This is a genomic window from Bacillus sp. R86525, from assembly GCF_042466195.1.
Lineage (GTDB): Bacteria > Bacillota > Bacilli > Bacillales > Bacillaceae_G > Bacillus_A > Bacillus_A nitratireducens.
Genome location: NZ_JAXHPX010000007.1, coordinates 2,310,618 through 2,323,806 on the forward strand (window position 1 = coordinate 2,310,618; position 13,189 = coordinate 2,323,806).

Consider the following 13,189-nt stretch of genomic DNA (forward strand, 5'->3'; position numbering starts at 1 on the left):
CAATAATAGTATGGTGACATATATTGTGAAAGAAGTACAAAAGGAGCGTTACAATGAATTTAGCTAAATTCCCGAGAAAAAAATATACAGAATCATATACACCAATTGAAAAATTAAACAATTTTTCTGAAGCACTTGGTGGGCCGACTATTTATTTTAAACGAGATGATTTACTTGGTTTAACAGCTGGCGGTAATAAGACGAGAAAGTTAGAGTTTCTAGTTGCGGATGCACAGGAAAAGGGTGCAGATACGTTAATTACAGCTGGTGGTATTCAGTCAAACCATTGCCGTCTAACACTTGCAGCTGCGGTAAAAGAAAAAATGAAATGTATTCTTGTGTTAGAAGAAGGGCTTGAGCCAGAAGAAAAGCGAGACTTTAACGGAAACTATTTCTTATATCATTTATTAGGTGCTGAAAACGTAATTGTTGTGCCAAACGGAGCAGATCTTATGGAAGAGATGCATAAAGTAGCGAAAGAAGTTAGTGAAAAAGGTAATACACCATATGTAATACCAGTTGGTGGATCAAATCCTACTGGTGCAATGGGATACATTGCTTGTGCGCAAGAAATTATGGCGCAATCATTCGAGCAAGGAATTGATTTCAGTTCAGTTGTTTGTGTAAGTGGTAGCGCTGGTATGCATGCTGGTTTAATTACTGGTTTTTCCGGAACGCAAAGCAAAATTCCTGTAATCGGAATAAATGTAAGTAGGGGAAAAGCGGAGCAAGAAGAGAAAGTAGCAAAACTTGTAGATGAAACTTCAGCTCACGTAGGTATTCCAAACTCCATTTCACGCAAAGAGGTTACATGCTTGGATGAATATGTAGGACCAGGTTACGCTTTACCAACATCAGAAATGGTTGAAGCAGTACAGTTACTTGCGAAAACTGAAGGTATTTTACTTGACCCAGTTTATACAGGTAAAGCGGTAGCGGGACTAATCGACTTAATTAGAAAAGGTAAATTTAATAAAGAAGACAACATTTTATTCGTACATTCAGGTGGCTCGCCAGCTTTATATGCGAATACTTCTCTATTTGCGTAAGTGTAAAAAGCATTGGGTATCCAATGCTTTTTGTTTTGAATAAATGTTGAAATTTGATACAATTTCGTGAATATGTGATGATTTTTCAACATTCAACGGTAAACAACGATATATAAAGGAGATTGATGTATGACAGAATTTTGGGAAGCAAGTTTTATAGAAAATCAAATGATGTGGGGATTTGAAGCTGCAGATTCCGCAATTTTGACGAAGGATTTTTTCCTTGAAAAGCAAGTGAAGGATATATTGATTCCTGGTATTGGATACGGTAGAAATGCAAAGGTTTTTATTGATAACGGAATACATGTAACAGGTATTGAAATTTCAAAAACGGCGATTGAATTGGCGAGGGAAAATGAAATTAATGCTAATTTATTCCATGGTTCAGTTACGGATATGCCTTTTGATAACAAACTGTATGATGGCATATTTTCTTATGCACTTATTCATTTGTTGAATAAGGATGAGAGAGAGAAGTTTATTAAAGATTGTTATAGTCAGTTAAAACCAAACGGATATATGATTTTTACTACTATTTCTAAAGATGCCCCAATGTTTGGGAAGGGGAAACAACTTGGTAAAGACTACTTCGAGATAATGGAAGGGGTAAAAATGTATTTTTATGATGTTGACTCGGTACAACAAGACTTTGGAAAATATGGACTGATGGAAACTACGGAAATTGTGGAGCCACATAAAAATATGGCAAGTAAACCTCCATTTAAATTTATAATGATCAAATGTCAAAAAACACTATAATTACCATTATGTAAAAATAGTGAAAGGTTACTTAATAAGCTGGTTGAGTAAGCTATTCACTCATTGTTCTTTAAAGGCGAAGTAAGGGGAGTCAAATGGCGTCCCTTACTTCGCTTAATTTATTTTAAAGCACGTTTTAAACGTTCAATGAATCATTTGTTATATAATGGAATTATTGGGACGTGAGAGGGGTGATTATATGAGTACAACATTAAGATGGGTCATATACACGATACTCAGCATTTCTATAATACTAATACTTCTTTTAGGTTACGGATTATATTTATATTTTACGTGAAATGGTAACCGAACCAAAGGGAAAATAAAATAATTGCTGTGTTAAATAGAGTAAAACACAAAACGATAACCGCTAATATAATTGCTATAACAGCAAAAGTTACTATGAAATATGCGAAAGGAACTACGTAATCTACTCCAACTTTTTCTAAAATAGGGAGAAAGAGATTAATAGTAACGAATATACTTACAATGAGAAACGTATAACTTTTCCAAGTGTATGTTTTCAGTTGCATGGAATAGCACTCCTTCCTTATTAATGTTTATATGTAAAATTAAAAGGTACCTTTTATTAAAAAGAGGGGGACTAATATGCGAATTAGAAAATTGGTTTTAGTTTTTGTTGCTATATGTATATTCATAGTAACCGGCTGTTCAAATAGACTAGGAAATGAAGATCAAAGAATCGAAGTGCAAAAACATATTGGTGATGATAAACATAAAGATTTTAAGATAGTGACAGACAATAATCAGGTGTTGCAAGTAAAGAAAATATTAACTGATATTCATTTTGAAAATAAAAAAGCGGAAATGTCGCGTTCAGCTGATTATCAGTTTATTTTTCAGTTTAAAAATCCGAAAATAGAGGCGAAAGCTGTGTCATATCAAATTTGGATTAGTCCTAATAAAGATAAAGTAGAAGTAATGGCGGGGGATAATCGGTATGCTCAATTAGAAGGGAAAAATGCAGCCACCTTGTTTCAGATTGTTACCGGAGAGAAGTTAGCTAAATAAAAGTATATGGTACTTAACTTTTTGGTGTTTATTGTAATGATTTATTACTTGTAAGGGACTATTCAATGTGTTGTTCTATTAAAAAACTAAAGTTGATTAATTAAATGCGATAAAATCTAGTCAAAAATAATGAAATTTCAGGAAAAATAAGGTACACTAGTCAATGGTTTTGGTTTAAAATCGATTGACGTTAATGTATATGGGGGAAAGATTGATGAACAACAATACTGTAAATGAATCAGTTGAAGAAGTTGATAGAAAACGAGTAAGATCAAGCAAACGTTTTACAAATTGGAAGTTTATCGCAGCGGGTGTTGGTATAATTGCACTTCTTATTGGGGGAATGAGTTATTATCAGGCAACTCACTTCAATTCGAATGTTACGATTAACGACACAAAAGTCGGTGGTCTGAACGCTGATCAGGCAATACAGAAATTAAAAACATCTGGACTAGCAAACAAAGTCTATGTTGATCAACAACAAATTTTAGATGAAAAAGATACAAAAACGGAACTTACGGAAAAAGATTTGCCTCAAGTTAAGAAACTATTAAAAAGCCAGTGGACATTTTTCCCTTCTTCAAAGGAAAAAAATTATTCATTGCTACCGGACGAGGCGGATCAGTATCGTAGTGAAACGATGAAACAACTTGTAGAAGAAAAGCTCATCTCTATGAATGAAAAATTACAAGCGCCTCAAGATGCTATGGCGAAGCTTGAACAAGGAAAAGTTGTTATTTCGAAGAGCATTGATGGAAAACAATATGACGTTACTAGTCTACTGAAAGATTACGACAAGCAGAAGTATAAAAGTGAAATTCATCTGAAGTCTACATACATAAAGCCTATTAAAGAAGACGATCCGATTGTCAAAAAAGAGGAGGAAGCACTACAAAATCTTCTTCAACAGTCAGTTGAATATAAAGTGCAGAATGAAGTTTATCCTTTAAAAGCGAAAGATTTAATTCAAAATGCTTCTATGTCAAAGGATATGAAGGTTACAATCGATGCGAGCGATATTAAGAATAAGATTGCTGAAATTAATAATGCTAAATCAACATTAAATAAAAATTTTAGCTTTAAAACCCATTCCGGTTCGGTCATATCAGTAAAAGGACAAGGCTACGGCTGGGCACTAGATGTTGAAAAAGAAACAAAACAAGTTCAACAAGCTTTTGAAAAGGGTGAAAAATCGCTATCTGCTTCTAATATCCATGGAAATGGTTGGGAGAAGGAAGGTATCGGTTATGAAACAACATCGAATAATGGCATCGGAGACACATATGCGGAAGTTTCCATTGCAGATCAACAAATTTGGATTTACAAAGATGGGAAATTAGTCGTCACAACAAATGTAGTAACGGGTAAACATAGCACGGCTGAAGATACATCTCCAGGTGTATGGTACGTTCTATATAAACGAACTCCATACACGCTGAGAGGCAGCGCAGTAGGTAAAGCTGATTATGCAGTTAAAGTAGATTACTGGGTTCCATTCACAAATAGCGGTCAAGGATTCCATGATGCTGGCTGGCGAAAAGATTGGGCAAATAATGCTTATTTAACAGGGGGATCAGGCGGGTGTGTAAACCTTCTTCCTAATGTTGCAAAAACTGTATATGATAGTTTGAACACTAATGATCCAGTTATTGTGTACTAGAAAATAGCTACGTATCAAGAAATAAATAAAGCAGGAAATCTTACCTGATGGTACATGAAAAAACACCTCTTGAATTCGCATGCAAATTCAAGAGGTGTTTTTTGTTTGAAGACAAGAGTTCATTGCCTATAAGAAACAAATTGGAAAGAGATTGAGATGAAAAATAGGTGTTCAAATAGTCAATAAAATTGACACTGAATATCATTTTCATTTATTATGAAATCGTCGCATTTAATTAGACATGACTTTTTTATTAATATAATAGATTTCTATTAAGGTGTCCCATTTAAGAATTTAAAAGTAGGAAAGGGTAATATAAAAATGAACTGGAAAAAAGGCGGATTATGGATTATTATTTTTTTCATTGTAAAAGGTACGATTTCTACACTTTTAATCGTTACAGGTGCTAAATATTTTAATTTATCATTTATGCAACTTTTCGCACTAGTACTGATCTTATTACTGATTTCTCTCATAAGTCGAAAATTGCTGTATAGACATAAACAAAATAAAAAGCAAAAAGAGCTAAATATATAATGAAGCCCCAGAGACCTTTGGATTTCTGGGGTTTTATTTCGATATTTTTTTCAATATGCATATCAACTTAACAGAGCAGGTTGCCCCAAATGATAAAATCAATGCTGTTTAAAATGCGTCGGTTACTTTTATATAAGGATTGAAGAGAGCTTTTGAATCAATCTTTATTCTGAAGCTACAGACACTCATAAATTATTCTCGTTTTTCAATTGGTAGTTTAAATGTAAAAGTACTGCCTTCTCCTAATTTACTTTCAACCGTAATTTCTCCTCCGTGTAGTTCGACAATCCATTTTACCATCGACAATCCTAAGCCTGTGTTTCCGATGTTTGAAGATGTTCGTGCTGCGTCAACTCGATAGAAGCGGTCCCATATTTTATTAATATGTTGCTCGCTGATGCCTATGCCATTATCGGAGACTTTACCTATTATGTTGGCTTCATCGCCGAACAATTGCACATGTACAGTTCCGTTCGCTTTGCTATAAGCAATCGCATTCGTTAGTAAATTCATTAATAAACGCATCATCAATGTTTGATCTGCTTTCATAAACAGGTCTTCCTCTATATTAGTTGTGATATCAACCGAAGCTTCTTGAACCATTAATGAAAGCTCTTCTACAACGATTTCCGTTAATTCACTCATATTGATACATTCAAATTGGAAAGTATTGTGATTTCCTTGATCAGCTCTTGCTAATAATAAGAGTTGTGAGATTAGCGCGGACATTTTATGTGATTGTTTTAAAATTACTTCTAACGATTCTTCCATTTCTTTCGGATTATTCCTCTGCAATAAAGCGTATTCGCATTGCGAAATAATAACAGATGTTGGTGTTCTTAATTCATGAGATGCGTCAGATGTAAATTGTTTTTCACTTTCAAATGATGTTTCCAATCGCTCAAACATTTTGTCAAAGGTTTGTGCTAAATGATACATTTCGTCTTTCGGTGAACCGTGTAAATTAATTCTCTTGGAAAGGTCTTTACCATCACCAATTTTACTGGCTGAATCACTCATTTGTTGCACAGGTCGAAACGCTCTTTGCGTAATAAAATATCCTCCCACTGCGGCAATGAGAATAAGTAACGGGAATGAGATGAGTGTTATCACAATAAGCGTATTCATCGTTGATGATAATTGGCTCATAGTCATTATTCCACGAATCCAGATTTGCTCATCGCCGCCTGCATTATGGAGAAAATCATATACAATCCATTCTTTATTACCGTCTGTAATGGTTTGTATTTCATCGGATTTAAGCGATATCTTTTTATTAAAGCTTGTTGGACTATTTCCTGCCAGCAGCTCACCTTGTTTATTATAAATGATGATATTTACTCCATCTTCTAAGGTTTTAAAATCATCGTCCATCTTTAATTGTCCATGCTTATATTCGATATCTTCAATGCTTTCTTTTACGGTGCTCTTTAATTGAACTTTCATATTAAAAAGCAAAACTTTATCTGAAGAAGTTAAAATAAAAGCTAACACGAGTGCCATAATAATTACAATTAGCCCCGTATACCACAGGGTTACTCTCATTTTGATTGATAGTCTTTTCATGATTCTACTCGCAATACGTAACCAGTTCCTCGTACTGTATGAATTAACTTCGTTTCAAACTGGCTATCAATTTTTTTGCGAAGATAGCGGACATAAACATCAATAATATTCGAGCCACCTTCATAGTCGTAATTCCACACATGTTGCTCAATTTTATCTCGTGTCAACACAACTTCCTTATTACGAATCATATATTCTAAAATAGCAAATTCTTTACTGGAAAGGGTGATAACCTGGTCTCCTCTTGTTACTTTATGCATATTGCAATCTACCACTAGGTCAGCGATTTCAAACACATTAGATGTGTTTCCTGTATTTCTTCGCATTAACACTCGAATTCTTGCTAACAGCTCATCAAAAGCAAAGGGCTTTACTAAATAATCGTCCGCACCTAAATCGAGTCCTGTTACGCGATCATCAATTGTATCTTTAGCTGTAAGAAGCAAGACAGGAGTTGTATTATTGTCCGCGCGTAATCTTTGTAATACTTGTAAACCATCTATTCCGGGAATCATAATGTCAAGCACAATCAAATCGTAGGTAGCCATGTTTATATAATCCAAGGCATCTTCTCCATTCCCACATGCATCGACACTATAATGTTCTGTATTTAATCGTTTTACCAATATATTTTGTAAGTCTTGTTCATCTTCGACAATAAGAACTCGCATTAACATTCTCCTTTTTTCCTTATTTATATGTATCACTATAATTCCGAAACATTAAAGAAAGATTAGAAACTATTTAATTATATCATTTTATTTTTTGTACATTAATCTTCCTTTAATGTTTGTTCAGTAATATAAAGGCAAGGATAAGGTGCACATGTAAAGGGAGGAAAACAGAATGGGAAAATGGATGTTGATTGGAGCAATCTCTTGTTTATTCTTAACAGCTTGTTCTACTCAAGCTGAGAACGATACAGAAGTACAACAACTGAAAGTGGAAAATGATACATTGCAAAAAGAAAGTGCTCAACTACAACAAGAACCACACAAACCAGGGCCTGCTACGAATGATACGAAGCAAATACAAGATTTTAAAAACGAAGTCACATCTATCGTTGAAAAGGCAAATAACACGAAACCAGTTGGAGCAAAAGAAGAAAACTTAAATACGTACTTAGCAACAAAAAAAGAAATTGATCAATTAGATGACAAGATAGATCTATCTGATAATCAGCTAGAAGCAGATTATCACGCCGGAACGATAACTATTGAACAATATAAAGCGCAAGAAAGAGAACACGATATACTGGAAGATCAATTAGAGCAAGTAGAAAATGCACTTGAAGCAAGATTTGGAATAGATGATTAATTATTAAGGAGTGGATGAAAATGTTAAAACATAAAAAGAAAATAATTATAAGTGTAATTGCTATTTTAGTAAGTGGTATTGCTATTGTTGGTGGATATTATGGTTTGGGCTACAATTACGCCAAGAAGAATGAAAACTACACAGAGAAACAAGTTCGTGAAATTTCTTTAGCTCATACAAATGGAGAAATTATTAATGTGAAAAGAGAATTCGAATTAGAAGATGACTACTTAGCACAATCAAAATTTGAATATGAAGTGGAAATCAAGACACCTGATAATCTGTTAAATATTTTAAAGGTTAGTGCTAGAACAGGTACAATAGAAATCAATAATGAAGATTAAAAAATTATTGACAAATAAAATATCGCGTATTTGAAAAAAATAAATAAGTTGTCCATATGGACAGCTTATTTACATAATTCTCGTTAACAGTAGTCAATGATGCATATAATTTTCGTTTTGGGGGTATTTGCTTTTCTTAGCTTGATAGTGATGGGACGAGCTTCCGATTGTGGAAAATCTCCAGGCTTCTATTAGTTGGTTAGTGGAAGAAAAATTTGTTCCACAGCCTGTAAGTTATTATAATACATAAAAATTAAATTCTTCTTCTGCAATTCATTCAAATCGGCCAATCTCCGCATCTTTTGATAAACCTAAGCAAAATAATTAACTATCCTATGCAAGAAAGTTAGGCTAGTTAATCGCATATGTTTTATTGAAGGGATGTGATTGAATTATGGAACGGCCGAATTGGGGAATTGGAGGATTAGTATTCGTTGGCTGCATGTTTCTTGGCGGAGGAGTGGGATCTATATTAGGTGATACTCATGCTGGATGGCTAATAGGGATGGGTGCTGGATTTATTGGGATGGCTTTAACGAGACTGATCAGAAAGTAATATAACGGGATTCTTCTTCGGGTAAATAAGGAAATATGTATGTAAGTAATTCATGGTATAAGAGCTCTATAAATTATAGTTAGAAGTTTCTCTTTTCTAAATTTCTCCATACATAGATATGATTCTCGGGTCGGAGGATGGCACCTTAGGGTGTCTTTTTTATGCTCTCTAAAAATGTCTTAACATATAATAGCCGAGTCAATTCACATAATCAAGCTAAAAGATTTTGGCAGATTGCCATCATCTTTTTTGTAATAGAATAGATTCATTACCGTTTCAGACCTATGTATTCATTCATACCCTAACAGTAAAAGGGGGGATGATTAAAGGTATGGCGTTTCATGATGAATTAATTTGTCAACAGTTTGCAAGAATTATCGGTGGTCAAGAAGGGTTCGCCGGTGGGAAATGTGTGGCAACAATAAATCGAGATGAAATACAAGCGACAATCTTAGGAAAACGTTTTAGAGTAACAACTTCCTTCTCATTCGAATCAAGAGATAATAAAACTGGACGGGCATTATGTCTAGGCCGGGTAGCGCTATTGCAAAAAGAAGTCAATGCATTTGTTGCTACAATTATTAAACAAGGAATAATCGTTTCGTCTATACACAATGAGTGGTTATGTGATGATCCAAACTTGATTTACGTTAATATTGAAGACGTTGAGGATCCACTAAATTTCGCAAGAAAAGTTAGAAGAGCGTTATGCAATTAACTAATTTCTTTCGTTAAATGTGTGATTTTGTTAATTAGAATATTTCGGATTGTTGAATGGTTTTATAAAGTGAAAGAAGACGTTCCATATTTGGAATGTCTTTTCTTGTTGTTTTTTCTAATGTGGGTTGTTACATTATTTTAATTGATTATATGCTACTTATTTTACAACAAAAAGAACTGGGTGAGGTATTCTTAGAGGTGTGTCCTTCTTCATTTATTTTAGCTGGTATTGTACTTTTTATTATGTTTTGCCCAGATTCATTAGATATTTCAAAAAAGATTTGACTACTTTTCAAATAAATAAAAATTAAAAAACCGGTTCTTTCGTAAAGGAACCGGTTTTTTGTAGCGTTTTGCTTAGCGTACGAAATTTGTGTTTTGTTGATGTCACCACACCTCTATCAAGTTATCACATACAAGGTAATAGATGTTTTTTATAATTTGAAAGGAGAGGAAACGAACTTGGAGGGAGTACTGGAACCATACAATAAATACATTGAGGGGCATCTTTGAGCTATGGATTTATCCTCCGGTTCTAATTAACTAAAAGAAGAACTTCCCCATACCGATTAAACTACTAAGCATTCCGATTCCATTCATGGTGCCTTTTCCTACTGTCAGTAAGTTTCCAAGCATTCCTGGCTGACCGTTACCTCCGTTATTCCCCCATCCCATGGGACTTACCTGTCCTCCCCAACCTGGATGGTTTCCAAAATTACCCCAGTTATTATTGGTATTAAAATTAAAAGCTTTGGCTGGCGGCGATAGTAAAGCGGCAAGATGACCTTGTGCGAACATCCCTGTATGATTGAATGGTTGGGCCCAAGGGAAGGGAGATTTTTGAAAATTAAAACCTGCATGGCCTGGTAATGGAGTCCAATTAGCAGGATGTCCTTGGGGCATCATCCCTGCATAATGGATTGGCTGACCCCAAGAGAAAGGGGGTTGGGGATTGAAACCCGTATAATTGGCTGGTGAATCCCAACCAAATGGATAGACTCGACAACTCCAATTCTCAGGAATCTTCAGACCATTCATTTCCTCAGCTTTAGTTATTTGGGGCTGTGAATATAATGATGACATTGAAATTTGGTTATTATATTGCTCACCGTTTCCCTCTGCATTCAAATACCAATATTGGTGCATAAGCTTATTCCCCTCACTTTAAAAATGTAATGTTAGACTTAGCCTATGTAATATTCCTTTTTATGGATGGTTACATAACTAGATTTACAAGCCCGTATTTAAAAGAATGGGTGTGTGGTCTTGTTGAGTTATCCCGCTATTTGTGGACAGTAAGACGCCGCCACCTCAAAATTCAGCGAAAGCAAAGAAGTTTGATGGGGGGGCTGCCTGTAATAGTCCCACTAATTAAAGTTTCACTTTATTTTAGAAGGGTATTTTCAGTTGCTCCTTTTGTTTATTTCAGCCTAATTTAATTTCGGTTAACAAACGTATTTAAATATTCATTCAAAATCTTATTTAAATGTTTATAAAGGTTTAATCAATAAAAAAGACTTTAAAATGTTATGTTGAGTAATTAGAATTGCTAAAAAGAGAATATCCCTTCGAAGAGTTTGGCAAAATACTGCAAGGACAATGTATTCTTGTGCAGATATGCAAACGACTTAAACGAATTAATGGAATTTATAATGAAGGGGCAAATAAATATATGAGTGAAACATTACATAAAAGAAAACCACCATATTTAATGCTTGTAATCCTTTTTATTGGGGCATTTGTTTCATTTCTAAACAACTCGCTTTTAAATGTAGCCTTGCCATCAATAATGAAGGATTTAGACATTAAAGATTATTCAACGATCCAGTGGCTTTCTACAGGGTATATGCTTGTAAGTGGTATATTAATTCCGGCATCAGCATTTTTAATAACCCGCTTCTCCAATAGGAGCTTATTTATTACATCTATGGTGATTTTTATTCTTGGTACGGCCTTAGCGGCTTTAGCACCGAACTTTAGTTTATTACTTACTGGCCGGATGGTTCAAGCAGCAGGCTCTTCAGTCATGGGGCCTTTGTTAATGAATATTATGCTAGTAAGCTTTCCAAGAGAAAAAAGGGGAACAGCAATGGGGATTTTTGGATTAGTTATGATTACAGCTCCAGCAATTGGACCGACACTATCAGGTTATATTGTAGAGTATTATGACTGGCGTTTGCTTTTTGAAATGATTTTACCGTTAGCAATCATTAGCTTACTGTTAGGGATTTGGAAATCGGAGAATGTCATGAGACAAAACAAAAATGCAAAACTTGATTATCTCTCATTACTATTATCTTCTGCCGGTTTTGGCGGTTTGTTATATGGATTCAGTTCTGCAAGCTCCGATGGTTGGACGAATAAAGTTGTTTTAACAACCTTAATCATAGGCGCTATTTCTCTAATTGCTTTCATTATCCGTCAATTAAAAATGAATGAACCGTTATTGGATTTACGTGTTTACAAGTACCCAATGTTTGCACTTGCGTCTGTAATTGCCATTGTCAACGCAGTGGCCATGTTTTCGGGTATGATTTTGACACCAGCTTATGTACAAAACGTCCGCGGTATTTCGCCGTTGAGCTCTGGGCTGATGATGCTTCCAGGTGCGGTAATAATGGGGGTTATGTCACCAATTACAGGTAAACTATTTGATAAATATGGCCCTCGGATTCTTGGTATAGTAGGACTTTCCATTACAGCTGTTTCAACTTATATGCTGGCAAACCTGCAAATCGATTCTAGTCACACACATATTATTCTTATTTACACACTGCGGATGTTTGGGATGGCGATGGTGATGATGCCGCTTATGACAAATGGCCTTAATCAATTGCCAACGCGCTTAAATCCGCATGGTACAGCTGTTAATAATACAGCCCAACAAGTGTCCGGTTCGATTGGTACTGCTATTCTTGTTACGATTATGAATTCTGTAACAAAAACAAAAGCTGAAAGTCTAATGGCTGATGTAGATCCAACAACCTTCACAGAAACTACGAAGGCAATATTAACTCAGAAGGCTTTATTATCCGGAATTCAATATTCATTCTATGTAGCGCTTGGCATGAATGTTGTTGCCCTACTATTAGTTTTTTTCGTTAAACGTGTAGATACAAGCGCGGAAGCTGTCGAGAGGTTAAATCGGTAGAGCAAAATAAAACTCTAGATAATGATTCCTACAAGTTTTTTTGCTGTTTAGTTAGACTATGAAGAAATGCAAATTTCTGCTGCTAAGGCGCGGTATTTAAATTTGGAAAAGAACCAGTGAAATAATTATATATAGTAAAAAGGATCTGATATTCATATCAGATCCTTTTTCATTAGTAACACAACAGTATACTTGCTTATCGTATTTGTTTGAATTGACATTAGAAACTACTGATTTTCTCAATACTACAATCTTTAGCTCTCAATTTCTGATAAACATTATAATAATACGCTTCATTTTAATTTAGTATTTTCTCTGCAAGTTATAAATCTAATATCAACAAACAACTTAGATTACCAACCTTATAAGCAATATCATAATCGTGAATAGTTAGGGAAAAGATAAAATAAGGTAATCAATTACATATCTTTATCCCAGGCGATTCATTGCTATCTTCTTTTTATTGAATGGGATATTTTATTTCATGCTTTTTTGAAA

General features: G+C 34.6%; 14 protein-coding genes. 10 read left to right on the top strand and 4 right to left on the bottom strand.

Annotated features, from left to right (window positions below):
* Positions 1-53 precede the first annotated feature (53 nt).
* The gene (gene cuyA / locus SJY24_RS14450) at positions 54-1,049 is read left to right on the top strand and encodes a D-cysteate sulfo-lyase (protein WP_377865109.1); all 996 of its coding nucleotides are present in this window, start codon (positions 54-56) and stop codon (positions 1,047-1,049) included.
* Positions 1,050-1,178: 129 nt separating this feature from the next.
* Positions 1,179-1,808 (top strand): class I SAM-dependent methyltransferase, encoded by a 630-nt coding sequence (locus tag SJY24_RS14455; RefSeq protein WP_377865110.1) that lies wholly within the window; start codon positions 1,179-1,181, stop codon positions 1,806-1,808.
* Positions 1,809-2,098: 290 nt separating this feature from the next.
* On the opposite strand, the gene SJY24_RS14460 is transcribed toward SJY24_RS14455, so the two are convergent.
* Positions 2,099-2,341, bottom strand: coding sequence for a hypothetical protein (locus tag SJY24_RS14460; RefSeq protein WP_377865111.1), 243 nt, complete (start codon positions 2,339-2,341; stop codon positions 2,099-2,101).
* A gap of 76 nt (positions 2,342-2,417) precedes the next feature.
* Between SJY24_RS14460 and SJY24_RS14465 the strand changes: the two genes are divergently transcribed.
* From SJY24_RS14465 to SJY24_RS14475, 3 genes are all read left to right on the top strand, one after another.
* On the top strand, positions 2,418-2,840 hold the full coding sequence (locus SJY24_RS14465; RefSeq protein ID WP_377865112.1) for a hypothetical protein: 423 nt from the start codon (positions 2,418-2,420) through the stop codon (positions 2,838-2,840).
* A 214-nt stretch (positions 2,841-3,054) separates the two neighbouring features.
* Positions 3,055-4,500, top strand: a complete 1,446-nt coding sequence (locus SJY24_RS14470) for a L,D-transpeptidase family protein (protein ID WP_377865113.1) — start codon at positions 3,055-3,057, stop codon at positions 4,498-4,500.
* Positions 4,501-4,821: 321 nt separating this feature from the next.
* The gene (locus SJY24_RS14475; protein WP_098501459.1) at positions 4,822-5,037 is read left to right on the top strand and encodes a hypothetical protein; all 216 of its coding nucleotides are present in this window, start codon (positions 4,822-4,824) and stop codon (positions 5,035-5,037) included.
* A gap of 192 nt (positions 5,038-5,229) precedes the next feature.
* Here SJY24_RS14475 and SJY24_RS14480 read toward each other — a convergent pair whose 3' ends face one another.
* Together SJY24_RS14480 and SJY24_RS14485 are read right to left on the bottom strand one after the other, a co-directional pair.
* The gene (locus tag SJY24_RS14480; protein ID WP_377865114.1) at positions 5,230-6,603 is read right to left on the bottom strand and encodes a sensor histidine kinase; all 1,374 of its coding nucleotides are present in this window, start codon (positions 6,601-6,603) and stop codon (positions 5,230-5,232) included.
* Positions 6,600-7,274 (bottom strand): response regulator transcription factor, encoded by a 675-nt coding sequence (locus SJY24_RS14485; RefSeq protein WP_377865115.1) that lies wholly within the window; start codon positions 7,272-7,274, stop codon positions 6,600-6,602. Before SJY24_RS14485 ends, SJY24_RS14480 begins: the two co-directional genes overlap by 4 nt.
* A 175-nt stretch (positions 7,275-7,449) precedes the next feature.
* Between SJY24_RS14485 and SJY24_RS14490 the strand changes: the two genes are divergently transcribed.
* The 4 genes from SJY24_RS14490 to SJY24_RS14505 all read left to right on the top strand — a co-directional run bounded on the left by SJY24_RS14490 (position 7,450) and on the right by SJY24_RS14505 (position 9,538).
* Positions 7,450-7,920: a hypothetical protein gene (locus SJY24_RS14490; RefSeq protein WP_377865116.1), complete on the top strand. Its 471-nt coding sequence runs from the start codon at positions 7,450-7,452 to the stop codon at positions 7,918-7,920.
* A gap of 20 nt (positions 7,921-7,940) precedes the next feature.
* Positions 7,941-8,264, top strand: coding sequence for a PepSY domain-containing protein (locus tag SJY24_RS14495; protein ID WP_377865117.1), 324 nt, complete (start codon positions 7,941-7,943; stop codon positions 8,262-8,264).
* Positions 8,265-8,658: 394 nt separating this feature from the next.
* Positions 8,659-8,820 (top strand): hypothetical protein, encoded by a 162-nt coding sequence (locus SJY24_RS14500; protein ID WP_000441003.1) that lies wholly within the window; start codon positions 8,659-8,661, stop codon positions 8,818-8,820.
* A 319-nt stretch (positions 8,821-9,139) separates the two neighbouring features.
* The gene (locus tag SJY24_RS14505; protein ID WP_377865118.1) at positions 9,140-9,538 is read left to right on the top strand and encodes a DUF1259 domain-containing protein; all 399 of its coding nucleotides are present in this window, start codon (positions 9,140-9,142) and stop codon (positions 9,536-9,538) included.
* A 545-nt stretch (positions 9,539-10,083) separates the two neighbouring features.
* Here the strand turns inward: SJY24_RS14505 and SJY24_RS14510 are convergent.
* Complete coding sequence (locus SJY24_RS14510) at positions 10,084-10,686, bottom strand: hypothetical protein (protein ID WP_377865119.1); 603 nt, start codon at positions 10,684-10,686, stop codon at positions 10,084-10,086.
* A gap of 526 nt (positions 10,687-11,212) precedes the next feature.
* On the opposite strand from SJY24_RS14510, the gene SJY24_RS14515 reads away from it, so the two are divergent.
* Positions 11,213-12,691: a DHA2 family efflux MFS transporter permease subunit gene (locus tag SJY24_RS14515; protein ID WP_377867257.1), complete on the top strand. Its 1,479-nt coding sequence runs from the start codon at positions 11,213-11,215 to the stop codon at positions 12,689-12,691.
* Positions 12,692-13,189: the final 498 nt, after the last annotated feature.